Raw genomic sequence first — 24474 nt, forward strand, 5'->3', positions numbered from 1 at the left:
GAGGTTTAGCAGAACTATTCGATTGTTCTGCTAAGCTGCTCAACTACCCGTTTCCCCAAGGCTGTTTTTCGGTCAATATGGTTGAGTGTTTCTTTCACAAAATCATTGCTCTCGAATTTGCCGCGTACATTTTCAAAATCCAGCTGTTTGGTTTTTTGATCTCCGTCTGTGCCAAATCCAGTCATCGATTCGAGCCGGAATTCTTTTTTGGCATCCAAGTAAAGCATCTTGTCAATCTCCACAACACTTTGCAGCCATTCGTTAATTAGCTGAATGATATCTTCAACCGAGAAATCAGCCAAAGGCTTGTCAAAGTAATGGGCGATAAACTCTACCGTCCAGTTCCATTCGTAATTGTAATAGTTGTCGTGTAAGGAATAGAAAATAGCTTCAATATCCCGCAGCTGGTTGATGCTTCCATCTTCTACGCCATTGAGCAACGCAGTTATTGAGTGTTTGGGGGCAATCAATCCGGCCAGGTCAATCCAACTTCCGGTGCCGGTTTTAGAATCCGGCTCTAAACATACTTTTACATCCTGACGTGTTTCCAATGTGCAGGAATTTAACCGGGTAATGATTGAGTTTCCGATGAACTTCAGAATAGCCATGTGGTAGAGCTCCATTCCCCGGATAAGTGCATGACGCCTGATTTTGGTGTTATTGTAGGAATAGAAATCGCTTGTTTCTCCTGAAATACGTTGAATTTCCTTCAGCTTTCTTATGCCTTTGGCCATTTTATGAATGGTAAACGGACTTAATAAGTTGAAGTTGACATGATCCATTTTTACCGGGTCTGTTCGCTTGTCCCGTTTGGGCCATTTCAATACGTCGCGGATGGTGCCAACACTTTTCAGGTTCACTCCGGGAATCAGCCAGCTTTCATCTTCATGTTCGATGAGGTAGGAAAACGGCATGTCGGAAGTGTCTGAGTTTTTATAGTGACGGCCCATAACCAAGGTAAAAGCCCCGATTTTTGCCGGCCAAAGCAGGTACGAGTCGCTGGTTGTTTTTGAGCCACGCTCCATTATTCCATGATGGATGGGACCTAACTTGTACATGTGGTTACTTTGGTTTGATCCGCTGCCTGCATTGCTGAATGAAAACATACCGGCAATCAGCAGGGTCGACTTATGGTGGGTAACCGTATAGGGGCCGGCAAACAAAGAACAGGCTTCGCCATGAAAGCCCTGAGAATTGGCAAAAAACAGCGAATTCTCGGCCGAATACTGCGTGCCCAGCCGGCAGCCCTGACCAATAAAGCATTTGTTGACAACAGCACCATCGGTCACTTGCGAGCCCGAAGAAATAATAAAGTCCTTCATAAGCACTTCATGCCCAATTTCCACCGGAGCCTCAGGCGTACTGTTTATCGAACCGTTTTCCAGCTTGCTGGCGCCATCAATCAGCGTGTGCGAACCAATTTTTACATTTTTAATTTCGCGGCAGTTGCAAATACTGGAATGACGACCAATAAAACCGCGGTCTGATTGAATCGTATTGGTATATTCCTCAATCAGCCTTTCCAGTTGCTCATTAAAAATACGACGGTGTTTATAAAAAGCCAGCATATAAGCCAGGTGAGCCGAAAGCTGATCGTAAATCATAACTTTTCGCCCGCCGGTTTCGTCTAAAACCGATACCTGCAGTCCATTGCCAAAAGTTGAAACTCCGTCTACTGCCAGCAAATCAGTATTGTCAATCACAACATGGTCTTCAATGTTGTAGTTGGCAATGTAGTTTTTAATTTGATTGACAAACACATTATCGCCCAAGTTGCAGTTATGAAAGTGCGTGTGGTAAAGTCCACAGGGTTTTTCAACTTGTCCGAAAAAAGTCATGGATTCGTTGAAAATACCGAGTTGGTTTTTACCGGAAAAATGGCAGTTCCTGACTCGCATAGGGTCGAAGCCGTCCTTAACGGTAATGTTAGTCCACATGTCGGCACTGGTGTTGTTTTTTTCCAGTTGATGAATTTCTTCTGCGGTTAATGGGCGGTAGGTTATGTTTGTCATGCTGTGGTCGTTTAAAATGTGATTTGCGCCATGTAATCAAAGTGGTCTCCTTTGAAAATCTGCTTTACCCGAAGATTATTCTGACTCGCTTTTTCTTTCAGCAAATCGGGATCTACATAAAGCCATGGAAATTTATGGCCTTTTTGGTTTTTATATTCTGTTTGAAACGTTAATTCTCCGTAATATTTTTCTGCAGCCAAGTCAATCAGGGCTGAACCGTCTTCATCGGTATACAAAAAAATGAGGTCGGAAGAATCGATTAAAATCTGTCCTTGCGGGTGCAGCAAGCTTGCCAGTTTCTGGAAGAGTTCATCCAAGCGGCTTAAAGTTCCGGCAATACCGGTTCCATTCATTAGCAGAAGAATGGTGTCGAATTGTTGCTGTGGCAACTGAAAAAAGTCCTGGTGGATAACGTTCTTAATTCCCCGGTCATTCATAACCTTGCAGCACAAAGCGGATTGCTCCAGGGCGGTTACTTCATGCCCTTTGTCTTGCAAATACAAGGCATGGCTTCCGCTGCAGGCACCCACATCTAAAATACGGCCATTGGCCAGTTGAAGGGCTTTTTGTTCCAGAGGCGGCATTTGCTTGAAACCACGAAAGAAGTAAGAGGGGAGCACCTCGTCGGGATCAAAATCTTCCGAATGAATAAGGATCGGTGAATTGTCACGATGGTAGTGATAATTGAAAACACCCAGTGATATGGGGTCTTCATCAGAATAATTTAATGGAGCCATTGCTTATTTTAAAAGAGATAATTCGGGCTCAAATTTAAAACAAGTTTCCTGTTTCTGCGAATAAATGTAGAAACCTTCAAATTGGCCTTCACCAATAATGAAGATTTTTAAGTCGGGATAAGCTTTGGAAACTTCCTTGACTTCGTCGAGGTTGATGTTTTCTTTCTGGAGCCATTGCGACGTGCTGAATTCTCCTAAACGAAGCCGGATGCCCATCGCATCAGCCTCTTTGAGACGTTCAAGCGATTCTTGATAGTTTATTTCTTTGAAATTGACCATCTTTTTTGTTTGGATGAGTTAATCAATTTACGACATTTTCCTTTTTCAGAGGTAACATGTCGTAAACTTTTTATAAGCACAATGGAAAAGCTGACGAATAAACATGAAAAACGCCGGAGATTCCGGCGCTTTTTATGTATTCAATATTTTTACTAATTATTAGAATCGGAATCCTAAGGTCATAATCACTTGGTCGTTGGTGATCTTGAAGCGGCCTAAATCAGATCCGCTATAAATTTCGGCGTAATTTTTATCTAAGCCATGTTTGTAGGCCACATCCAGGAAGAAACCACCCTGACGGAAACCTAGACCTCCTGAAATTGTTGATGAGTTTGCATCAGAGGTATCCATGGTTGTCGACTGGTAATTGCTGCGGATTGGACTCGGATAGTACTCGTAACCTCCCCGTAAGCTAAATTCTTTGGATAAGCGGTATTCTGCACCAACGTGCAGGTTGCCCACTGCTTTGTAGGCTGCTTTGATTTCCTCATTCTCATCAAAGAAGTTGTAGCCATCACCACCATCGTCTAACTTGATGGTGGAAAAATCAACATATTCGTAGTCTACGCTGATGATAGCCGATTTTCCGATAACGTAAGCTGCACTGAAAATGGCTTTCATTGGGGTCGTTAAATCGTAGTCGTAATCACCCAAGGGGGAGAGGGCCGAATACTCGCCATCACCGAAGTTGACCGATGAATACATCGAATTATCGAAGCTGTCATGCATGCGGTAGAAGGTTGGCGTGTGGAAGGCCAGCCCTAAGCGCAAGGCATCAATCGGCTTGTAAATCGCACCAAGCTTAACATTGAATCCTGTTCCTGTAGTTCTCAGGAAGGTATTGAATGTATAGTCATTGAAGTCGATTCCGTTATCCATAGATTCAAAAAGACTTGTATTTTCTTTGAATTCAACATTATGAATTCCGACAGTGGCTCCCAGGTAAAAACGGTGGTTGAAATTGGCTGCCATCGAAAGCAGGAATTCATCGATATGTCCTTTTTGGGAATAGGATTTACGCTGGTTTTGTCCGTAGCCTTCATTTTCAATAACATTGAAATACCCCAAATCATCTTCATGCAATAAATAGGTTTCCCAGGCCAGGTCTTCATAATAATCACTCCAGACATTGTTATTGGCATTGGCCGTGAAATCATCAAGTAAGGACGAGTTGGCATTGCTGGCTTCCACCATGCGCTTCATATCGAAGTTATTCAGTCGGTTATAACCTACGCCAAAGCTAAATCCAACCACGGAGCCTCCCGCACTCTGATCATTTCCCCAATTGCTGATGTAGCCAACATTGGGCAGACCAATCGTGTATTTGGAATCAGTCGTTGCTTGATTCAGGTAATTGGCTTCGACAGAAGTTTTTCCAAACGAAGGTGTGAAAACAAATTCGCTACTGCGGTAAACTCCCAAGCCCGCCGGGTTGATGCTGGCTGATGTGAAATCGCCCCCCAAGGCTCCAAAAGCATTTCCCATGGCAACTGAGCGAGCTGTTCCTTGAATGCGATAATCAGAATAACGTAAGCCATCAACCAGGTTTTGTCCTATTGCTGTTGTGCCGAATAAGAGCAATCCAGCAAGTATATATTGAATTTTTTTCATAACTGAATAAAATTAGATAAACACTTCTAGTTATAATTTAATAAGTTCTTACTGTTAGCGTCTTCCACTACCACTTGAGCGTGATGATGAGCTGGAAGAACTGCTTCGGCTGCTGCCACTGCTACTTGAGCGTGAAGGGCTGCTGTAACTGCTGCTACTGCGCGAAGGGCTGCTGTAGCTGCTATTGCTTCTGCTGCTACTTCTGCTCGGACTTGTTGCCCGGTAGCTTGACGTACTTGTACGGCTCGATCCTTTGCTGTAGGATGAACTCGAGCGATACGATTTTTGGGTATTGCTTGAGCTACTCTTAGGAGCCGTGTACGTCCTTCTCGAACTACTACTTGTGCTTGGCTTGCTGTAAGTCGAAGTCCGGGGTTTTACGTAATTGGTGCTGTTGTAGCTCGAGCGGGTAACCGTACGCTGCTTACTGTAGCTCGGCGTGTATGTTCGCTGTTGCGTTGTTGTCGATCTTCTGACAGCATTGTTTGAAGAGCCTGTTGTTGAGACTCCTCTTCTACCAGAGGAACTTACCTCTCCTGATGTCGTTCTCCGTCTTTCAAGAACGGTTGCATTTTTTGTGCTACCTCCATCGGTGGTTCGTCTGCTAATGCTGTTTGCAGAAGATGAGGTTGATCTGCGAGTGACACCTACATCCTGTGTTGAGCTTCTTTTTAGACGCGAACTTCCATCGGATGAAAGCCGGGTTCCTGAAGAAGATCTGTCCGAACGGGCAACATTGCTGTAGGATGACCGACGATGACCGTACTGATAATTGCTTGAATCGTAGCTGGGGTAATAAGGGTAGTGCGGGTCTCCCCAGTAGCCTCCATGACCGTGATGGTAGTGAGGCCATCCCCAGGAGTAATAAGGATCATACCAGCCGAATCCCCAAGAGAAATGAGGACCGTACCAGCCGCCACCCCATGGACTGTAGTAGCCATAGTATCCACCGTAATAAAACGGATCGTAGTACCAAGGATCATAGAAAAATGGATCATAGTACCAGCTGTGGGCATAATAAGAACCATAGAAAAATGGACGATGGAAACGGTAGATCCGGGATGTGAAATTCAGATCATCCGCATCGTAATAATTGTTGATGACATAGTCGATGTCTCCATCATTTTCATACCTAGTGGTATCGGAGCCCATCAATTCCATGTTTTCCATGTCGTAAACTAGTCCGTCTTCGTATTGTGCATCATCCTCGAAAATGTAATTTTTCAGGACTTTGGATCCGTCTTCATTTTCTTCCAGCTCGCTAACGATCTGTTGTCTTGAAACCACTTGGGCGTTGCGCTCATTGGTGGCCGGAGCTTCAACAATAGCGGGAGGCGGAACATCACCTGGTGTAAAGTAGATGTCATCGTACCTGTCGGTTACGTATGTCCCGGTGGTACATGCACCCAGTAAAAGTGCGAATGCCGAGAGAAGTGTAACTTTTGCTTTCATAACTTGACCTCCTGTATCTTTAAAAATAAATTATTTACTTTGTAGCTTCAAAATTCAATACAAAAGAAGCAAATACCATACCAAAACAAAAGATATGGCTAAAGAATTAACTTCAAGAAGTGAAAATTATTCTCAATGGTACAACGAATTGGTTGTAAAGGCCGATTTGGCTGAGAATTCTGCGGTTCGCGGATGTATGGTTATTAAGCCTTATGGCTATGCCATCTGGGAGAAAATGCAAGCTGAATTGGACCGGATGTTTAAAGAAACGGGCCATGTCAATGCGTATTTTCCGCTGTTCATTCCTAAATCGTTTTTTAGTAAGGAGGCTGATCATGTGGAAGGCTTCGCCAAAGAGTGTGCCGTAGTTACGCATTACCGCTTAAAAAATGACCCCAATGGCAAGGGTGTGGTGGTGGACCCGGATGCGAAGCTGGAAGAAGAATTGATTGTTCGACCTACTTCAGAAACCATTATTTGGAACACTTACAAAAACTGGATCCAGTCGTACCGCGATCTTCCAATTTTGTGTAACCAGTGGGCCAACGTGGTACGCTGGGAAATGCGCACCCGCTTGTTTTTGCGCACCGCTGAGTTCTTGTGGCAGGAAGGACATACGGCTCATGCCACCAAAGAGGAAGCGTTGAAAGAAACGGAAACCATGGTGAATGTTTATGCTGACTTTGCCGAGAAATTTATGGCTGTTCCGGTCATAAAGGGAGCTAAGTCGGAGAATGAACGTTTTGCCGGAGCCCTGGAAACATACACCATCGAAGCATTGATGCAGGATGGAAAAGCGCTGCAGTCGGGAACTTCACACTTTTTAGGTCAGAATTTCGCGAAAGCATTCGATGTGAAATTTGCCAACCGCGATGGGAAAGAAGATTATGTATGGGCAACAAGCTGGGGAGTATCCACTCGTTTGATGGGTGCTTTGGTGATGGCTCACTCCGATGATAATGGCTTGGTGTTGCCACCAAAGCTGGCACCTTTCCAGGTGGTTATTGTTCCTATTTACCGCAAGGAAGAGCAATTGGCTGAAATTAACGATAAAGTGGATGAGGTCATTGCCAAACTGAAAGCCAAAGGTATTTCGGTGAAGTATGACAACCTGGATACGAAAAAGCCCGGCTGGAAATTTGCCGAATATGAGTTGAAAGGGGTGCCTGTTCGCTTGGCTCTTGGGCCGCGCGACCTGGAAAATGGAACCGTTGAAGTAGCACGCCGCGATACGCTGACCAAAGAGGTTGTAAGCCTGGAAAACATCGATGAGTATGTAGCCAGTTTGTTAGAGGATATTCAACAAAATATTTTCCAGAAAGCCCTGGATTATCGGGCTGCTCATACAACTCCGGTTGACACCTATGATGAGTTTAAAGAAGTGCTGACCACCAAAGGAGGATTTGTGCTGGCACACTGGGACGGAACTCCGGAAACAGAGCAAAAAATCAAGGAAGAAACCAAGGCGACGATTCGTTGCATTCCGTTTGATGGCGAAAAAGAAGAAGGAAAATGTATTTATACCGGAAAACCTTCTTCGCAACGGGTGTTGTTTGCCTTAGCGTATTAGATTTTTCGTAAATCATGATAAAAGGAAGCAGTCAGTTTTGGCTGCTTTTCTTATTTTTAGAGAAAATCTAAAGCCATGGCAAAATCGGAAGCAAGACCCAAGCCCAAAGAAAGTGACCAAAACTACGAACTGATTGTAGCCAAGTCGAATATTAAACAACTGGCGTATACCAACACGCTTAGCTCGTTCAATCTGTTGAAGGAAGCCTTGAAAGAGCTGGTTGAAGAGTTTCGCAAAGGGCTTGAGGGTAAAGTGCCGGCTGAAGTGTTGCCTGTTTTTATTGAAAAAGGACCTTTTGAGGCCGAGTTTCAGCTGGCTGGCGACTTGCTGGTGTTTAGCATGCACTCCAATGTTTTTGTGTTTAACCGCGAGCATCCGATCTGGAAAATTGATTACGTGAAGGACAATCCGCTCAACTCGTATTGTGGAATCATTCACATCTATAATTTCTTGTCCGACTCGTTTAAATACAACCGGCTGCAGGATTTAGGCTACCTCATTGCGCGGATTTTCATTAACCAGGATAATCACTTTTTTGTTGAAGGGAAAAGACAATCCGGCGAGCTGGTGAAAGACTTTGGCAGCGATGTGGTGACCAAAGAGGTGTTGCGACAAATTTTGGAAACAGCCATTAAATATGCCGTTGATTTCGATTTGTTGGTCCCTCCCTATGATCAGGTGAAGATTGCTTCGGTGGAACAGATGAAAGATGAAATCAGCCATTCAAAAATAATAACCGGCAAACGTGTTGGTTTTAAGTTTAACTCAGATGATATTTAAGATATGGAAAAAGTAATTGATCGATTTATTCGGTATGCCAAAGAGTATACCACTTCAGATCCAAAAAGTAAAACCTTTCCCAGTACCGAGCGTCAGCATCATTTTGCCGACAAGCTGGTTGAGGAGCTGAAAGCTATCGGCATGCAAGAGGTGGAGAAAGACGCCAACGGTTATGTGATGGCCACACTTCCGGCCAATACCGATCAGCCGTGTCCGGTGGTGGGCTTTGTGGCTCACATGGATACCAGCCCCGACTTTTCAGGCGAAAATGTCAATCCACAGGTGCGTAACTACGAAGGTGGCGACATTATTCTGAATGAGAAAGTGAAATTGTCTCCCGAACAGTTTCCGGACTTGCTGAACTATGTGGGACAGGAAATTATTACCACGGACGGAAGCACTTTGCTGGGAGCCGACGATAAAGCAGGCTTGGCCGAAATTATGACCGCCATGGATTACCTGATTCAAAATCCGGAGGTGAAGCATGGAAAAATCCGGGTATGTTTTACGCCAGACGAAGAAATTGGCAAAGGGGCCGATCATTTTAATGTGGAGCATTTTGGAGCGCAGTTTGCTTACACGCTGGATGGAGGTGAAATGGGCGAATTGGAATATGAAAATTTCAATGCGGCCATGGCCACAGTTGTTGTTAACGGACGAAGCGTTCATCCGGGTGCTGCCAAAAATAAAATGATTAATGCCATTGTGCTGGGGAATGAGTTTTTGAGCATGTTGCCTGCCCAGGAGCGCCCGGAGCATACCGAAAAGAAAGAAGGATTTTTTCACTGTGTTGACTTTCAGGGAGGGGTGGACCGAACCAGCTTGACCCTGATTATCCGCGATCATGACATGGCCTTGTTTGAGAAGCGGAAAACCTTGGTGACCAAAGCTTGCGAATACCTGAATGCGCAATATGGCGAAGGAACGGTAGCCCTGGAAATGGTGGATCAGTACTACAACATGCGCGAAAAAGTAGAACCCGTAAAATATGTGGTTGACCTGGCGGAAGAAGCCATGCGTGAACTGGGCATTACACCAATAATCAAACCCATTCGCGGAGGAACCGATGGTGCCCGTTTATCATACATGGGATTGCCTTGCCCCAATATTTTTGCAGGAGGCCATAACTTCCACGGACCGTATGAATATGTGCCTACCAAATCGATGATTAAAGCCGTTGAGGTAATCATTCGGATTAGTGAAAAAGTGGTCAAGCTGGGCAATGTTTCCTGATTTGAAAAACTATATCGCCACGGAGCAGTTGTTGCTGCCAACCGACAGACTGGTGTTGGCCGTTAGCGGTGGGTGCGATTCCATGGTCATGCTTGATTTGTTTCGGCAAATGGAGCATGACTTTGTGGTGGCGCATTGCAATTTTAAGCTGCGCGGAGCGGAGTCGGATGGAGATGAAGTATTTATGCGCGATTACTGCGGGGAGCACGGGATCGAATTGTATGTAAAAACCTTTGAAACAAGGGAGTTCGCCTTGCAGGAGGGCATTTCGATTGAGATGGCTGCGCGCGAGCTGCGTTACCAGTGGTTTTACGAATTGCTGGATACGCTGAAATACGATTATGTGCTGACAGCTCACCATCAGGATGATTTGGTGGAAACCTTGCTGATTAACCTGAGCCGGGGAACCGGGATACGTGGTTTATCGGGCATTCACCCCAAAAAAGAGCGACTGGTGCGCCCCCTGTTGTTTGCTTCGCGGGAACAAATCACCAGCTACGCGGCTGAACACCAATTGCCTTATCGTGAAGATTCGTCGAACCAGGAGTTTGTGCACCAGCGCAATTTGATCCGGCATAAAATTTTGCCTTTGTTTGAGGCAATCAACCCGGCATTTAAAGCCAATGCGGCCAAAACAGCGGCCATTTTGAAAGACACCGAACAGGTGTATCAGGCCAAAATTGAAGAAGAAAAGGCAGCCTTTATTTCCCGCGAGGGCAGCCAGCAACTTTTTGATATTGCCTACCTGCAGCAATCGCCGTTTGCCGAAACACTGCTTTTTGAAACCTTGCATCCGTTGGGCTTCAATGCCGGGCAAGTGCATGAAATTTGCCAGGCGTTTACCGCAGATGCCGGAAAAGTATTTTATTCGGAAACACACCGGCTGGTAAAAGACCGGGAGGCGTTTATTCTGAGTCCGAAAACAACGGACGACTTATCGCGGTTCTACATTGAAGCCGATTGTCTGGAGATGGCCGAACCTTTTGCTTTGCAGTGTGAGAAGCTGGTGCGGGACGAGCATTTTCAGTTTTCGCGAAACCCGGCCGTAGCCGATCTGGATTTTGATCTGTTGGAGTTTCCACTGGTACTCAAGAAGTGGGAGCAGGGCGAGTATTTCCAGCCCTTGGGGATGAGCGGCTTTAAAAAGCTGAGTGACTTCTTTATCGATCAGAAATTTTCCATTCCGGAAAAGGAGAACTGCTGGATTTTGTCCAGCGCCGGCAAAGTGGCCTGGATTATGGGACACCGAATTGATAATCGCTTCAAGATTACCAAAGATACCCGGCATGTCTTTCGCATACGAATGACTTCAAAAGCATAAGCAATCAAGCGCAAAATCACCTGTTTTTGCGCTTTTTTCTTTTCTATATGCCGATGTCAACCCCAAAATCCCAACATCTAGGGATTGTGACAGCCAGCCTCAGCAAGTACTTTCGCAGTGTTAATCTAAAACGATCAGGACGAGATGTTAACGGAGCTTGCCGGGAAGGAGTAATCCTGAGTGATTGGCGCAGCGTCGTTTTAGTTTTATCGCAAAGAATTCAAACACTTATCATGAAAAATTCGACTATGAAAATGAGATGGTTACTTGTTTTGATGCTGGCTGGGACTTCAGCATTTTACGCTAACGGCCAAAACACGGCTGACAAATTATTGGAATCGGAAGACCGGTTGAGTATTGGAGGGTATGCACAGATCGATTACAATCAACCTTTGTCATCTGATGTACACCAAAACGGGAATATGGACATCCACCGGCTGGTGATGATGTTCGCGTATCGGTTCAACGAGCGTACCCAGTTTGTTACCGAAATTGAATACGAACACGTGTCGGAAGTTTATGTAGAGCAGGCATTTTTGAACTACCGGATCAACCCTTGGCTGAACTTTCGTGGTGGACTGCTTTTAATTCCGATGGGGATTATTAACGAATACCACGAACCGGCGACTTACAATGGGGTGGAGCGTCCGAATCTGGACAGTAAGATCGTTCCTTCAACCTGGCGCGAGATCGGGGCCGGATTTACCGGAAACATTCAGAACCTGAACCTGAAATACCAGTTGTATGTGGTGAATGGTTTCAAAAGTTACGACGATGGCGGCATTCTTCGCGGATCGGATGCCTTGCGCAAGGGACGCCAGAAAGGGGCTGAGTCAATCTTCACGCATCCCAACTTATCGGCCAAGTTCGATTACTATGGTGTTCCGGGCCTGAAGCTAGGATTAAGCGCTTATTTGGGAGAAACCCAAACCAGCCTGTATGATGGCATTGCCAAGGATGACGTGGCGATGGAAGCCATGGCCGACTCTTCGGTGATTGGCTTGAATATGGTAGGGTTTGATGCCCGCTACTCAACCAACGGCTGGGTGTTTAAAGGGCAGCTGAACTATGCTTCGCTGAACAATACCGATGAGTACAACGCCTTTACCGGCAAAGATTTGGGTAGTGCCTTGTTTGGCTACTACCTGGAAGCCGGATACGATTTGTTGAACCAGAAGGATACCGAGCAGAAACTGGTTCCTTTTGTGCGCTACGAAAAATACAACACCCATCAGGATGTTGAGGGAATTGCGAAAAACCTGGCTTACGACCGGACGGATATTACGGCTGGTATTGGCTGGTGGATGGCTCCCGGCGCAGTCTTAAAAGCCGACATGCAATGGTTCGGCAATGAAGCTACTGATGATTTTGATACTCAGTTAAACCTTGGAATTGGGATATGGTTTTAAGAAAACTTAGTATAGCAATGCTTGGCTTGTTGTTTGTCGCAACAAGCCAAGCCCCGCTTTTTGGAGCAGATGATGCCGGCTCTAAAAAGTTGCTGAAGCTTTTGAGTAAAGAGCTTCACCTGGAGCGTTCGGAACTGTCGGTTGAACCACTGGAAAACACCTGCCTGCAAAGTGAGTTTGTAGAAGATGTTTCGCGCGTTTTTCAGGGCGATAAAGCCATCGGTTTTGTGGTTTCGGCCGTGGGGAAGGGGCGTTACGATACTTTTAACTACCTGGTTTATTACAACGAAGACCGGGAGGTTGAACTGGTGAGTGTAACGGCTTATTATTCCGATCATGGCAACGAAATAACCTCCAGGCGCTGGCTGCACCAGTTTAACGGTTACGATGGCGGCGACCTGGATTATGGCGACGAAGTGCAGGCCATTTCCGGTGCAACTCTGTCGGCAAGTTCCATTGCCAAAGGCATTCGCGAAATTACCATGCTGTTGCAGGATTGCAACTTTTAGTTCACTTCAACTAAAGGACGATTTAGCACTTCCTTACTTCGTGTGGCGCTTGGCCAAGCTTTAAGCTGCAAGCGCTTTTGTTCGTGCTGGATTTTGTCCGTTTCTGAAATTACCTTCGGTTTATATTGTTCGGTTTTATGGGCGTAATAGCTGCTGCCAGGTTGCGGATTATGGGCGAAATAGGCTGTTGGAACCCGGATCAATTCCCATTGTTTCGCTCTTGAACAGGCTTGATATGACCTCTTTATAATCGTTCCAAATAAGTTTTATTCGCAAAAATATACTGATAAATATTGTATTTTGCATACGCTAAAAACGAACCATAGTTTGAAAGCGTGGATTTAGGTCCAGAATTCAGTTATACCTACTCTTCTGAAAACATGATGTTAACGAGGATGGCTCCTGGAGGCTTTCAAAAATAGTCGTTCTAAAATAGCGGGCAATCAGAATAGGCAATGTGCGGTTGAACAAGCCAGGCTAGTTTTGTAGCAATAGCATATCGGGGTATTTAAGTGAATAAACTATGAAAATATTAGAAGTTGCCTGGGAGAACATCTTAGTTGGAGTAATAACTGGTGGATTTATTGGAATCATGGCTTACCTGAAGAACTGGTATGCCAATTTTAGAATAGAAAGTAAGTTTCCTATTGCCGGAAGGTATTTGAGTAAGTTCGAGGATGAAATTGACGGGAATACGGTTGTTGTTTCTGCTCCTGCAGTTCTAAAGCAAAAGGGGCGGAAAATTTATGGTGAGACGTCCTTGCCTGATGATAACCGAAAATGGATCATAGATGCTGAAATATCAGCAGGCGGTCATATTCATGGCGTATATTATGCCGAAGACCCGCATGACAAGGGGATTGGTAATTTTTTCTTATTCATCAATTATAAAAAACATATGGAAGGGCTTTGGTCTGGTTTCGATTCGATTAATCAAAAAATTACCTCAGGGCGGTATTCGTTTGTTCCTGCGCTGGAGGACTTGCAAATTAAGGATGTTACCCGGTTGGAGTTAGCGCGCGTAATTGAAATAGCAGATAGTGAGTTGGGAAAAGATTACCTGGATGAAGGAATTAAAGATCAGATTTCACGACCCAATACCTTGTTCCGGGTGGCTGTTTCCAAAAAGGAAGGAATTTTGGGATTCTGCTATTCTTATATCTTAACGCCCGAGGAACTGGATGAGCAATTTGAATTAGCCGATTTTCCAAAGTCATTAAAAGTGTCTTCAAAAATAGCCGTTCTGAAGACGATTGCAGTAAAGTCGATTCACCAAGGAAAAGGAGTGGGAAGCATTCTGATGGACGATGCGCTGGAATTGTATAAGCAAAATCAGATTGAGTCCGTTATTTGTGTGGCCTGGAAAAGTAAGAATGGTGTGAACATGGGCGGGCTCATGAACCTGTATGATTTTAACCTGCACCAGGAGATCAATAACTTTTGGAAAGAGGGAAGCATCGAGGAAGGGTATTCCTGTCCGGTATGCGGAAACCCCTGTCACTGTTCGGCTTTAATCTATACCAAGACCTTGTAAGTTTGTGCCGCCGCATACTTTCTTCGTTTGAACAAGGCTGATTCACCCATTTTCCCCATTGAAAAAACAAGGGTTCGGCCTGCCCAAATCCGGGGGATCCGGGCATTTGAATAGGTATGCCCGGAAAGATGTTTTCGGATTTTCAGAGATGAAAACTGCTTTTAGGCTTTCTCACTCAATTCCAGCCAACGCATTTCCTTTTCGTCCAGCTCATCAGTTAGTTCCCCAAAACGTTTGGATTTTTCGGTGAGCTCATCGGGCGTAAGATCGCCGGAGTTGAGTGCTTCTTCCAGCTCGCTCTTTTCTGTTTCCAGCTGGGCAATCGCTTGCTCCAGTTGCTCAAACTCCCGTTTTTCGTTAAAGCTCATTTTGGTTGAGGCCTTTTTCTTAGGCTTTTCCTGAACCGGTTTGGGCTTGGCGGCGGTTTCCATTTTCTTGCGGGCTTCTTCTTCTTCCTCCATCTGGTTGCGGTAGATGGTATAGTTGCCCGGAAAGTCGCGGATGTTGCCATTGCCATCAAACACAAACAGGTGATCCACAATTTTATCCATGAAATAGCGGTCGTGCGAAACAATGACCACGCAGCCGCCAAAAGCTGCCAGGTAATCCTCCAGCACGTTCAGCGTCATAATGTCGAGGTCGTTGGTGGGCTCATCCAGAATCAGGAAGTTTGGGTTTTCCATCAGGATGGTGCACAGGTAAAGGCGCCGGCGTTCGCCACCGCTGAGCTTTTCCACCAGGTTGTATTGCGTTTCAGGTGGAAACAAAAAGCGGGTCAGCAGCTGGCTGGCCGTCATTTTCTGTCCATCTTCAAACTGAATGACTTCCGCAATGTTTTTGATGACATCAATCACTTTCTCGTCGGGCCTAAAGTCAATGCCTTGCTGGCGGTAGTAGCCAATGCGGATGGTTTGTCCCCAGTCAATGGTTCCTGAATCGGGCGTAATTGCACCGGTAATCACGTTGAGGAAGGTGGATTTGCCGGTTCCGTTTTTTCCAACGATACCTACTTTTTCGAAGCGCGAAAATTTGTAGCTGAAATCGGTGATGAGTTGCAGATCGTCGTACCCCTTGGAGACGTGTTCCAGTTCCAGAATCTTTTTCCCCATGCGCGAGGAAGCCATGTTCAGTTCCAGGTTATCATCCTGGCGGCTTTTGCTGGCTTTTTCTTTCAATTCATGAAACTGATCGACCCGGTATTTGGCTTTGTGGCTTCGTGCTTTGGGCATTCGGCGCATCCATTCCTGTTCAGTACGCAGCAGGTTTTTGGCCTTCTCGGTTGAGGCTTGTTCCTGCTCAATGCGTTCCTGTCTTTTTTGCAGGTAATAACTGTAATTCCCCTGGTAGTCGTAAGTCTGGTTTTGGTCAATCTCGATAATCTCGTTACACACCCGGTCCAGAAAATAGCGGTCGTGCGTGACCATAAACAAAGTGCAGTTGGTCTTTTCGAGGTAAAGCTCCAGCCACTCAATCATGTCCAGATCCAGGTGGTTGGTTGGCTCATCGAGCAACAGCAGGTCGGGTTCGTTTACCAAAACGTTGGCCAGCGCCAGACGCTTTTTTTGTCCGCCGGAAAGTTCGCCAACCGGTTGATCAAAATCCGTGATTTTAAGTTGACTCAGAATTTGCTTCACCCGCACGTCAAAATCCCAGGCGTTCAGCTCCTCCATTTTAACCGTCAGGCGTTCAATGGCTTTTTGGTCCTGGTGCTTGATGGCCGCCTCAAATTCGGCAATCACATCCAGCGATGGGTTGTCCGATCGCAAGGCCTCTTGCAGCACCGTCAGGTTGTCGTCCAGGTCCGGATCCTGCCGGAGGTAACCGATTTTGATGTCGTTGGTGCGGGTAATTTGTCCGCTGTCCGGCGTATCAAATCCGGCAATAATTTCCATCAAGGTAGTTTTTCCGGCGCCATTTTTAGCAATCAAGGCTACCTTCTGGTCCTTGAAAATGGTGAAGGAAATGTCTTCGAACAGCATCTGTTCGCCATATCTTTTCGATATCGATTCGGCCTGCAAATAGGGGATCATACACAATTTTCTTTGGCGCAAAAATAGAAATTATAATTGGCAATTAGGACTCGCCCCGAAAGCCACTGTCCGAATTCCGTATTTTTCCTGCAAATATGGCTTGGGAGGAGGAGAGAGTAGTGAGTATTGGGCAGGCGACTCCAAGTCAGCTGCTCAATAAATGGAAGGAAAAGCTACAGACGGGATCTCTCGAAATCATCTGATCGGTAAGATCCTCCAATCAGCTCCATTAGCATCGCTTAGTTATAGTTAAAAGCTTGCAAGGTCTTATGTGTTAGCGCATACGGAAATCAAGAAATTACAACAGCATACTTAACTATTTGCTCCATTTGTTGTTTTAATCGGGTATGGTTGTCTCTGCTGAAGTTGAAGAATATGCAGCCCAGAGGAAATAGAGACGCCAAAGCATAAACAAATAAAAATTTTAGAAGATGAATAAGAGAAATTTAGTATTGGTTTTTTTACTTGCATGGACAAGTCTAACATTTGCGCAAGAAGCAAAATATCAGTTGTCGAGCCATATTCTTGATATTACTCAAGGAAAACCGGCCTCAAATGTGAAGATTAGTCTTTCAAAGCAAGACAACACCGGGGTATGGACAACCATTGAAGAACGAATAACGGATGAGAATGGTCGGATCAATAATTTTTTGAAAGCCGAAAAAGGGATCAGTCACCAAGGAATTTATAAGCTGACTTACTACACCAAGCCGTATTTTAGCGCCTTAGATCAAGAAAGTTTCTATCCATTTATTGAGGTTGTTTTTGAGTTGAAAGACAATAGTCATTACCATGTTCCCATAACATTAAGTCCGTTTGGATATTCGACGTACAGAGGGAATTAGAAATTCACCCAACAGCCCTAAAGCAAGAGGTGTCTATAGTTATTGTTTTAGGTAGATCTGCTACTAATCGGATGACTCGAATTCATCCGATTAGTAAGTACTCTTGTTGTTCGGATTAGTAAAACGGCTCATCTGTAATTCCTTAGGTCGACTATTTTTGATTTCTGTCCAAGTAGGTATATTTTTTTTTTCGGTGATTTTGTTGTAACTTTTTTTTCCGGTTTAAAAACTAACACATTCCTCTGCCATAGTACATGGCACGTTTAAAGCTTGAGGCTTAAACGATTCCCACACAAACTTCCGCGCTGAATACAACTTGCAATTTGATGAAAATGCAGTGTATGTTTTATTTTTTTAATCCATTATTTAGTTAAGTAAGATGAGAAAATTGCGATTATTGAACAAACTGACCTTACTGATGGTGTTTGTTTTTACATTGTTTGTTGTTGGCTGTAACAAGGTTGACGACGGTATTATTCCCAATTCAATGGGGGATGAGAATTTAAAAAGTGGCAAAGCGATTAAAAAGGGTGACTTAACCATTGTTGAAATCGCGCTTGATTTTGCTGGTGATCCGGCAGATGCAGAGGGCGAATTCAATGAATTGGTTAAAGCGCTTCTCTTTGTCGATGCGGAGTTAGGAACCGGACTGGTAGGTGCCTTAAACGGAACCGATCAGTACACTGTTTTTGCTCCTACTGATGCGGCCTTTATGGCGCTTTACAGTGCCCTTGGGGTTGGCGGAATCGATGAACTCCCGGCAGAACTGGTTCGGGATGTGCTACTTTATCATGTTACGGATGGCCGACGGGCTTCCAACAGTGTTGTTCCCAAAATGAATGTTCGCACCATTGAAACCCTATTGGGAGTAACGTTTATGGTAGACACGACGCCAATGATTACCGCAGTTGGCAATACGGCTTATTTTGTTGATACTAATGTTTCAGCATCCAATGGAATTATTCACGTGATTGATACGGTAATTCTGCCTATTGTGCCGTAGCTCCTGCCTGCTCCTTGCTTGAGGATGGGAACGGAAATAGGCCTGATGCTCAGGTTTTCCCGCCTGCAGATTAAGCAGGGAGGCGAAAATACAACTACAGCCCGGATAGCTTGATGTTATCCGGGCTGTTAGCATCCCGCCGGTATGGCCAGAGAGTGGGTGAGCGAATTGATCGAAACTTGCCAGTTAGGGCTTCACTTCAAGTGAAACCCTAACTATCCAACAAGGTTTGCCGGATTTGCGTTAAAATCATAATTTGAAGCAACCAGTTTCGAATCAAACCGTGGAATTTGAAACCGGTCATATTTACCATGTTTTCAATCGGGGCAACAACTCGCAACGCTTGTTTTTTACCCGCGACAACTACTTGTTTTTTATTGAAAAGATCAGAACTTATATTTTGCCGCATGCCGATCTTTTAGCCTGGTGTTTAATGGCAACCCATTTCCATTTGATGGTGCATGTGAATGAAATTAGGATGCCGGTTAAAAGTGAGGACAATGCTTCATTCAGTAGCCTGCCAGTTAGGGCTTCACTTCAAGTGAAACCCTAACTATCCAACAAGGTTTGCCGGATTTGTGTTAAAGTCGTAATTTGAAGCAACCAATTTCGAATCAACCTGTGGAATTTGAAACCGGTCATATTTACCATGTTTTCAATCGGGGCAACAACTCGCAACGCTTGTTTTTTACCCGCGACAACTATTTGTTTTTTATTGAAAAGATCAGAACTCATGTGTTGCCGCATGCTGACCTTTTAGCCTGGTGTTTGATGCCAACCCATTTCCATTTGATGGTGCATGTGAATGAAATTAGGATGCCGGTTAAAAGTGAGGGCTATGCTCCATTCAGTAACTTGCCAGTAAGGGCTTCACTCGAAGTGAAACCCTCACTATCCAAAAAGTCAAGATCATTGAATGACTCGATTGGCATTATGCTTCGATCGTATAGCCGGGCGATTCAGAAACAGGAAAACCGAACAGGAAGCCTTTTCCAAAAAGCAACCAAAGCCCGCTGCCTCACCCAAACAGATGGCATTTCTCCTGCCTGGTTTCAATCCCGCTATGGAGCAATAATTAGCAGGGCTTTTGCAGAGGACGATTATCCCCAGGTCTGTTTTGATTACATCCATGCCAATCCGGTAAAGGATGCGCTGGTCGGGGAAATGGAGGAGTGGGCGTTTTCTTCGGCCCGGGATTATGCCGGCTTACGGAATGGAAAGCTGATTAACAAGGAACGAGCCAATGAATTTGGCTTGGTTTATCGCTAGTTTCGTTAGCCTTTGAGTAAGGGTTTCACTCCAGCCTGCCAGTAAGGGTTTCACTCCAGCCTGCCAGTAAGGGCTTCACTTCATTTAGCAGCTTGCAAGTTAGGGCTTCACTCCAGCCTGCCAGTAAAGACTTCACTCCAGCTTGCGAGTAAGGGCTTCACTTCAAGTGAAACCCTTACTATCACTCACCCTGCAATCCGCTTACCCTTCCGTTTTGCTGAGGGCTTCGTGGGCATCTTTGGGTTTGCCGGTTGGGGTGTCGTAAATGATGTAGTCGTTGTATTTGGCTTCGTTGGTATCTTCCCATATTTTTTTGCCGGTATTGCAGTATTTCACCAGCAGGGCATAAATCTCGTTGGCTTTTTCCACGCGATCTTCGGTGGCAATGTCGCGGTCGGCAATGGCGTCTTCCTGTTTGCTCAGGGCCTGTTCGTAGGTATCGATCCGGGTGTTCAGTTCGGCCAGAATTTCCGGTGTCAGTCCTTCACTTTCCAGCTGGGGTAACATGGCTGTGGCCACCCGATGCACCCGCCGGGCCACGTAACTTAGCTTGCCGCCGTCCAGATCGCTAACGCCCGAAAAGCCAAATTTCCGGTAGTTCCCCGATTGTGCACCAAATTTGTTTTCCACGCGCTGCATAATTTCCGAAACCGCATCGCGCAGCTGGATGGCCGCCTCGTCTTTTTCCTGGGTGGCGCCTACCTGCACACCCACCAGCTCATCGTCGGTCGGGATGTTGGCATAGTCGGTTAGCAACCCTTTGAAAGCGTTCAGCTTCTCTTCGGTCACCCCGTATTTGATAAACTCGACCAAATCGCGCAGCATAAAACCGACTTTGGTCATGGCAAGCGTGTAAAGTGCAGAGAGTGCAATTTTGAATTTTACGGTAACAGTCTTTTTTCTCATTGTTCTTAATTTAAGGTTTATAATTCGCAGGTCCGGTCGGACCACTTTTTTCAGATAAGTTTCATCGGTGGGATGGAGTTCGGTGTCGCAAATTCCGATTTGCAATTGATTATCCTGAATGTTGCGAGTAAGGGCTTCACTTCATTAGCCTGCCAGTTAGGGCTTCACTCCAGCCTGCTAGTAAGGGCTTCAGTCCAGCCTGCCAGTTAGGGCTTCACTTCAAGTGAAACCCTAACTAGAAAATGTCCAAGTCCGTCGTTTTTAGTTGAAACACAATTCCGAGCGGTTCGAACACTTAGCCGAGCGGTTCAAACACTCAGCCGGGCAGTTCAAACACCTGGCGGAGTGGTTCAAACACTCAAGCGAGCAGTTCAAACACAAAACCGAGCAGTTCAAACGCGTAACCGACGAGTTCAAACACAAAACCGAGCACTTGAAACACAATTCCGAGCAGTTGAAACGCTACTTTTTTGGTCGGCTGAGTATCCGGAGCTGTTTTTGGAGTGTCCGGACCACTTTTTTCGGTGTGCGGACTGCTTTTTTAAGTATCCGGACTGCTTTGGAGAGTCTTCCAAGGCCTTTTTCCGGTGGACAAAGGGCTCGGCCCGATGCACCAGGCGCCCGGTTGGGTATTTTAAGCCAAAGGGAAACTGTTTGAAGGAACAGCTTGATTTGTCAAAGAACTTCCAGGGGTGAATCCAGCGATTTTGAGAGTCATTCAACCCCCGGAAGCGGTCTCCAAAGTCCGGGGTAGGGCCGTTATACGAATCGGTACGCTTTAGAACTTGCTCCGGCCAATAACCGGACGATCCGAAACGACTTACTAAAATTAATGATTATGAATATAAAAGGGAAGGAATAAAGCCCACTGACTTGCGAATATTTTATGTTCTTCAGCATGATTTTGTTTATTAATGGTTTTGAAAGCTGTTGAAAACAAAGGGTATAGCAAAGATTTAAAACCGCTTAGTGCACCTTTGTTCGCGAACAAACAGCCTCCAAGCCCCAAAGCTGCCAATACACGTACTGTTTAGTTCGTGGAAATGAGTATCTTGGGGAGTTGGTGAGAATAAGCCTTAGGAGCGAGGAAGCTTAGTGAGTGGCGAAGGGGCTTGGATCATGGTCTTATTATAAACGGATACCACGCGATGCATTCGCGCGGTAGCTTGGGGCCGGCCAAAGAAGGGAAAGAACCTGGCCCCGGAACTAAACCTAAACAAATGAAAAACTATTTACTCGGATTTCTACTCTTGTTTTTTTTAATCGGTTGCTCTTCGATGGTAAATATGACCAGTGCGAATATGGACCAACTGGAACTCGGCATGTCCAAAGACCAGGTGACCACGATCCTGGGGAAGGGCTACACCATTGCCGAAAAACGCATGGCGGGTGAGGTGGTCATTGAGGTGCTGTCGTACCGTGATTTCTATGAAGACGATGAGTTCTACATGTTTTTATTTGAAGACAATCAATTGAAAAGATGGTACCGGGAATTGCTTCCGAACTACGAAAAAGTGAAGTGATAAGGAAGGATACAAAACCATGATAAATCAGAAGTCCATGAAATCGTACGTAATTATTTTACTTGCCTTATTTTTAGTGGCTTGTAGTGACGATCCTTTAGACCAGGAGTTTGAGCAATACACCGGACAGTATACGATTGTATCGTACAAATCGGATATAGCAGTTGATTTGAACAACGATAAATCAAGCTCAAACGAACTTACGGATGAAATCACTTCCTTCAACTTTGTTGACTTAGAAGTTAGGCCGCTCGAGAATTCGACAAATTCAGCTCAGTTGCTTTCATTTTTCTTTCCAAAAACATGGCTAAGCCCAGACGCCGAAACTGGTGGCTCTGAAGGTTGGGCGAACTATATCAGCTATGGATTTGGAACGACTTACCACTACGAAAACAACTCATTTGTATTAAAAGACAAAAGTTACCTGGAGCAAGGTTCTAACGGTAGGGAGGATGTCAATAGAACGGTAACAATCAATAGTGACTTGGAGGTTGTTGATTCGGATCATTTAAAACTATTGATTTCTAAAGAATACTACGACTTTAAGACAGGCTCCTGGATCATGTTGGACATTGAAATTGTTTATGAAAGGATGGTTTTTTAAGTCCCGTTATCGTTCTATTTTATTGTGTGTTTGAATGATGTAATGGATATAAACGGCTACCACGCGATGCAATCGCGCGGTAGCATGGGAATGAAGTTTATTAAATAAAAGCTTAGATCAGATACTGACAATCTTGATAGTAATTATTGAAAGGAGGTGTGAAATATATGTCTTATAAAAAACCTAAAGTAATGGCCCAGAGTACTGTGCAGATGGCGGATTGCCGACCTAATAGTAAGCCGAGTGGAAGACCATGTAATCCCCCAGGTCCGCGCGGTGGACGTTAGAGAATCCTATCAGGCGACAAGATATCTCGATATCTTGCCGCCTGATTACTAAAATGTAATTCTATGTATTTCAAGCAAAAATCTAATGTTATATTCCGAACCTATGAATCTTTTGGGTATATAACAGACAACCGAAATTTTGGATATAAAAAAGCGGATGATAACGAAAGTCATATCGGTGACAAAATTTTATCAGAAAGTGGGGCAGTTTTTTTGTCCGTTTTGGGCAGGCAAGCTCAAACCCTCGATGAACTAGCTATAAAGATTCACAAGCAATTTTCAGATGTTGACATTAAAACAATAAAGGACGATGCTATCGAATTTTATAGCATACTTGAACGAGATGGATTTATTGTTTCTGGAGAGAGCTTGCAGGAATGTGAAGAGAAAGATATAGGATTTTCATATAAGTCTTTAGAACCTGAAACAGAAGAACGAGATTTTATTTCAACAATTAGGTATCCTGAAAAATCAACTCAAGACTTTTTAGAAGAACACTTCAATGGCAAGCCTCAGCTTACAAGTTTACACATAGAAGTCATAAGTAAATGCAATGAAAGATGCGTACATTGCTATATCCCTCATGAAACTAAGACAAGTTATATTGAGCCTGATTTGTTTTATGAAATTCTTAAGCAATGTAAAGATATGAAGCTACTGCATTTAACCTTAAGTGGTGGTGAGCCAATGTTGCACAGAAGCTTTTGTGATTTCTTGAGGAAATGCAGAGAATATGATTTTTCAGTTAATGTACTTAGTAATTTAACACTGCTTAATGATGAAATCATTGTAGAAATGAAGAAGAATCCTCTTTTAGGTGTTCAAGTCTCATTATATTCAATGGATCCTCATATTCATGATGAGATAACTCAAACACAAGGGAGTTTTGAAAAAACAAGAACAGCTATTTTGAGGCTGATTGAAAACGATATCCCTTTACAAATAAGTTGTCCTATTATGAAGCAAAATAAAGGTTGTTATGACAAAGTAATTAAATGGGCTAGGGATCATGGGGTTTATGCAGGAGATGATTACATCATCATTGCAAGATATAATCATACAACTCAAAATTTAGGTTGCCGGTTATCAATTAGTGAAATTAAAGAAATTATTAAAGATAAAACTGCGAGTGATCCCAAATATCTGGAACAAATAGAAATTGAAGCTGATAAAAACAAAAACATAAAACCAGACGATTTCGTATGTAGTGTTTGTGATTCATCTATTTGCATTGCAGATAATGGAAATGTGTATCCATGTGCTGGCTGGCAAGATTATGTTGTTGGCAATATAAAAAATACGTCTCTCATTGATATTTGGGAGAATTCTGAAAAAGTTCAATATCTAAGAAACCTGCGCAAAAGAGACTTTCCAAGATGTATTCAATGTTCAGATAAAGAGTTTTGTACTATGTGCATGGTCCGGAATGCCAATGAGAACCCTCAAGGAGACCCCTTAGCAGTAAATGAATATTTCTGTGACATCGCTAAAATCAATAAAGAAATGGTTTTCGAGAGGAAATAATCAATGAATAAAACACTCAATAAAAAGTTAATTGAA

The 24474-nt window shown here is 44.4% G+C and carries 21 protein-coding genes; 14 read left to right on the forward strand and 7 right to left on the reverse strand.

The window, feature by feature from the left end:
• Positions 1-14 precede the first annotated feature (14 nt).
• From ACRD6K_RS07835 to ACRD6K_RS07855, 5 genes are all read right to left on the reverse strand, one after another.
• A complete protein-coding gene (locus ACRD6K_RS07835; protein WP_430972814.1) occupies positions 15-2012 on the reverse strand; it encodes a DUF4954 family protein in 1998 nt (665 codons plus the stop codon).
• 11 nt (positions 2013-2023) lie between these two features.
• Positions 2024-2749 carry a class I SAM-dependent methyltransferase gene (locus ACRD6K_RS07840; protein ID WP_430972815.1) on the reverse strand — a complete coding sequence of 242 codons (726 nt, stop codon included), beginning with the start codon at positions 2747-2749 and terminating at the stop codon, positions 2024-2026.
• 3 nt (positions 2750-2752) lie between these two features.
• Positions 2753-3028, reverse strand: coding sequence for a hypothetical protein (locus ACRD6K_RS07845; RefSeq protein ID WP_430972816.1), 276 nt, complete (start codon positions 3026-3028; stop codon positions 2753-2755).
• Positions 3029-3187: 159 nt separating this feature from the next.
• On the reverse strand, positions 3188-4639 hold the full coding sequence (locus ACRD6K_RS07850; protein ID WP_430972817.1) for an OmpP1/FadL family transporter: 1452 nt from the start codon (positions 4637-4639) through the stop codon (positions 3188-3190).
• A gap of 54 nt (positions 4640-4693) precedes the next feature.
• Positions 4694-6091: a hypothetical protein gene (locus ACRD6K_RS07855; RefSeq protein ID WP_299576824.1), complete on the reverse strand. Its 1398-nt coding sequence runs from the start codon at positions 6089-6091 to the stop codon at positions 4694-4696.
• Positions 6092-6185: 94 nt separating this feature from the next.
• On the opposite strand from ACRD6K_RS07855, the gene proS reads away from it, so the two are divergent.
• The 7 genes from proS (at position 6186) to ACRD6K_RS07890 (ending at position 14447) form a co-directional block, all read left to right on the forward strand.
• Entirely contained in the window at positions 6186-7661 is a 1476-nt protein-coding gene (gene proS, locus ACRD6K_RS07860) for a proline--tRNA ligase (RefSeq protein WP_299576826.1), read from the forward strand.
• 75 nt (positions 7662-7736) lie between these two features.
• Positions 7737-8441 (forward strand): hypothetical protein, encoded by a 705-nt coding sequence (locus ACRD6K_RS07865; protein ID WP_430972818.1) that lies wholly within the window; start codon positions 7737-7739, stop codon positions 8439-8441.
• 3 nt (positions 8442-8444) lie between these two features.
• The gene (gene pepT, locus ACRD6K_RS07870; RefSeq protein WP_430972819.1) at positions 8445-9674 is read left to right on the forward strand and encodes a peptidase T; all 1230 of its coding nucleotides are present in this window, start codon (positions 8445-8447) and stop codon (positions 9672-9674) included.
• Positions 9640-10995 (forward strand): tRNA lysidine(34) synthetase TilS, encoded by a 1356-nt coding sequence (tilS, locus tag ACRD6K_RS07875; protein WP_430972820.1) that lies wholly within the window; start codon positions 9640-9642, stop codon positions 10993-10995. The genes pepT and tilS overlap by 35 nt, the downstream gene beginning before the upstream one ends.
• 233 nt (positions 10996-11228) lie before the next feature.
• The gene (locus tag ACRD6K_RS07880; RefSeq protein ID WP_430972821.1) at positions 11229-12404 is read left to right on the forward strand and encodes a hypothetical protein; all 1176 of its coding nucleotides are present in this window, start codon (positions 11229-11231) and stop codon (positions 12402-12404) included.
• A complete protein-coding gene (locus ACRD6K_RS07885) occupies positions 12395-12913 on the forward strand; it encodes an RnfABCDGE type electron transport complex subunit G (protein WP_430972822.1) in 519 nt (172 codons plus the stop codon). The genes ACRD6K_RS07880 and ACRD6K_RS07885 overlap by 10 nt, the downstream gene beginning before the upstream one ends.
• A 523-nt stretch (positions 12914-13436) precedes the next feature.
• Positions 13437-14447, forward strand: a complete 1011-nt coding sequence (locus ACRD6K_RS07890; protein WP_299576838.1) for a GNAT family N-acetyltransferase — start codon at positions 13437-13439, stop codon at positions 14445-14447.
• A 161-nt stretch (positions 14448-14608) separates the two neighbouring features.
• Here the strand turns inward: ACRD6K_RS07890 and ACRD6K_RS07895 are convergent, their stop codons facing one another.
• Positions 14609-16477 carry an ABC-F family ATP-binding cassette domain-containing protein gene (locus ACRD6K_RS07895; protein ID WP_430972823.1) on the reverse strand — a complete coding sequence of 623 codons (1869 nt, stop codon included), beginning with the start codon at positions 16475-16477 and terminating at the stop codon, positions 14609-14611.
• Between the two features lie 431 nt (positions 16478-16908).
• On the opposite strand from ACRD6K_RS07895, the gene uraH reads away from it, so the two are divergent.
• The 4 genes from uraH (at position 16909) to ACRD6K_RS07915 (ending at position 19594) form a co-directional block, all read left to right on the forward strand.
• On the forward strand, positions 16909-17322 hold the full coding sequence (gene uraH / locus ACRD6K_RS07900; RefSeq protein ID WP_430972824.1) for a hydroxyisourate hydrolase: 414 nt from the start codon (positions 16909-16911) through the stop codon (positions 17320-17322).
• Positions 17323-17701: 379 nt separating this feature from the next.
• The gene (locus ACRD6K_RS07905) at positions 17702-18325 is read left to right on the forward strand and encodes a fasciclin domain-containing protein (RefSeq protein WP_430972825.1); all 624 of its coding nucleotides are present in this window, start codon (positions 17702-17704) and stop codon (positions 18323-18325) included.
• A 256-nt stretch (positions 18326-18581) separates the two neighbouring features.
• Positions 18582-18878, forward strand: coding sequence for a hypothetical protein (locus ACRD6K_RS07910; protein ID WP_430972826.1), 297 nt, complete (start codon positions 18582-18584; stop codon positions 18876-18878).
• Positions 18879-18919: 41 nt separating this feature from the next.
• Positions 18920-19594 carry a transposase gene (locus ACRD6K_RS07915; protein ID WP_430972827.1) on the forward strand — a complete coding sequence of 225 codons (675 nt, stop codon included), beginning with the start codon at positions 18920-18922 and terminating at the stop codon, positions 19592-19594.
• A gap of 201 nt (positions 19595-19795) precedes the next feature.
• Here ACRD6K_RS07915 and ACRD6K_RS07920 read toward each other — a convergent pair whose 3' ends face one another.
• A complete protein-coding gene (locus tag ACRD6K_RS07920) occupies positions 19796-20500 on the reverse strand; it encodes a hypothetical protein (RefSeq protein ID WP_430972828.1) in 705 nt (234 codons plus the stop codon).
• A 1220-nt stretch (positions 20501-21720) separates the two neighbouring features.
• Between ACRD6K_RS07920 and ACRD6K_RS07925 the strand changes: the two genes are divergently transcribed.
• The 3 genes from ACRD6K_RS07925 to ACRD6K_RS07935 all read left to right on the forward strand — a co-directional run bounded on the left by ACRD6K_RS07925 (position 21721) and on the right by ACRD6K_RS07935 (position 24438).
• A complete protein-coding gene (locus ACRD6K_RS07925) occupies positions 21721-22023 on the forward strand; it encodes a hypothetical protein (RefSeq protein WP_430972829.1) in 303 nt (100 codons plus the stop codon).
• Between the two features lie 37 nt (positions 22024-22060).
• On the forward strand, positions 22061-22627 hold the full coding sequence (locus ACRD6K_RS07930) for a hypothetical protein (RefSeq protein ID WP_430972830.1): 567 nt from the start codon (positions 22061-22063) through the stop codon (positions 22625-22627).
• 350 nt (positions 22628-22977) lie between these two features.
• The gene (locus ACRD6K_RS07935) at positions 22978-24438 is read left to right on the forward strand and encodes a radical SAM protein (RefSeq protein ID WP_430972831.1); all 1461 of its coding nucleotides are present in this window, start codon (positions 22978-22980) and stop codon (positions 24436-24438) included.
• The last annotated feature ends 36 nt before the right edge of the window (positions 24439-24474 follow it).

The sequence above is a fragment of the Sunxiuqinia rutila genome, from assembly GCF_050589705.1.
GTDB lineage: Bacteria > Bacteroidota > Bacteroidia > Bacteroidales > Prolixibacteraceae > Sunxiuqinia > Sunxiuqinia rutila.

What these genes read in the sequence shown, in the direction of transcription:
- ACRD6K_RS07835 (WP_430972814.1), bottom strand. Translation starts at nt 2,012, where the DNA reads ATGACAAACATAACCTACCGCCCATTAACCGCAGAAGAAATTCATCAA.
- ACRD6K_RS07840 (WP_430972815.1), bottom strand. Translation starts at nt 2,749, where the DNA reads ATGGCTCCATTAAATTATTCTGATGAAGACCCCATATCACTGGGTGTT.
- ACRD6K_RS07845 (WP_430972816.1), bottom strand. Translation starts at nt 3,028, where the DNA reads ATGGTCAATTTCAAAGAAATAAACTATCAAGAATCGCTTGAACGTCTC.
- ACRD6K_RS07850 (WP_430972817.1), bottom strand. Translation starts at nt 4,639, where the DNA reads ATGAAAAAAATTCAATATATACTTGCTGGATTGCTCTTATTCGGCACA.
- ACRD6K_RS07855 (WP_299576824.1), bottom strand. Translation starts at nt 6,091, where the DNA reads ATGAAAGCAAAAGTTACACTTCTCTCGGCATTCGCACTTTTACTGGGT.
- proS (WP_299576826.1), top strand. Translation starts at nt 6,186, where the DNA reads ATGGCTAAAGAATTAACTTCAAGAAGTGAAAATTATTCTCAATGGTAC.
- ACRD6K_RS07865 (WP_430972818.1), top strand. Translation starts at nt 7,737, where the DNA reads ATGGCAAAATCGGAAGCAAGACCCAAGCCCAAAGAAAGTGACCAAAAC.
- pepT (WP_430972819.1), top strand. Translation starts at nt 8,445, where the DNA reads ATGGAAAAAGTAATTGATCGATTTATTCGGTATGCCAAAGAGTATACC.
- ACRD6K_RS07880 (WP_430972821.1), top strand. Translation starts at nt 11,229, where the DNA reads ATGAAAAATTCGACTATGAAAATGAGATGGTTACTTGTTTTGATGCTG.
- ACRD6K_RS07885 (WP_430972822.1), top strand. Translation starts at nt 12,395, where the DNA reads ATGGTTTTAAGAAAACTTAGTATAGCAATGCTTGGCTTGTTGTTTGTC.
- ACRD6K_RS07890 (WP_299576838.1), top strand. Translation starts at nt 13,437, where the DNA reads ATGAAAATATTAGAAGTTGCCTGGGAGAACATCTTAGTTGGAGTAATA.
- ACRD6K_RS07895 (WP_430972823.1), bottom strand. Translation starts at nt 16,477, where the DNA reads ATGATCCCCTATTTGCAGGCCGAATCGATATCGAAAAGATATGGCGAA.
- uraH (WP_430972824.1), top strand. Translation starts at nt 16,909, where the DNA reads ATGAATAAGAGAAATTTAGTATTGGTTTTTTTACTTGCATGGACAAGT.
- ACRD6K_RS07905 (WP_430972825.1), top strand. Translation starts at nt 17,702, where the DNA reads ATGAGAAAATTGCGATTATTGAACAAACTGACCTTACTGATGGTGTTT.
- ACRD6K_RS07920 (WP_430972828.1), bottom strand. Translation starts at nt 20,500, where the DNA reads ATGAGAAAAAAGACTGTTACCGTAAAATTCAAAATTGCACTCTCTGCA.
- ACRD6K_RS07925 (WP_430972829.1), top strand. Translation starts at nt 21,721, where the DNA reads ATGAAAAACTATTTACTCGGATTTCTACTCTTGTTTTTTTTAATCGGT.
- ACRD6K_RS07930 (WP_430972830.1), top strand. Translation starts at nt 22,061, where the DNA reads ATGAAATCGTACGTAATTATTTTACTTGCCTTATTTTTAGTGGCTTGT.
- ACRD6K_RS07935 (WP_430972831.1), top strand. Translation starts at nt 22,978, where the DNA reads ATGTATTTCAAGCAAAAATCTAATGTTATATTCCGAACCTATGAATCT.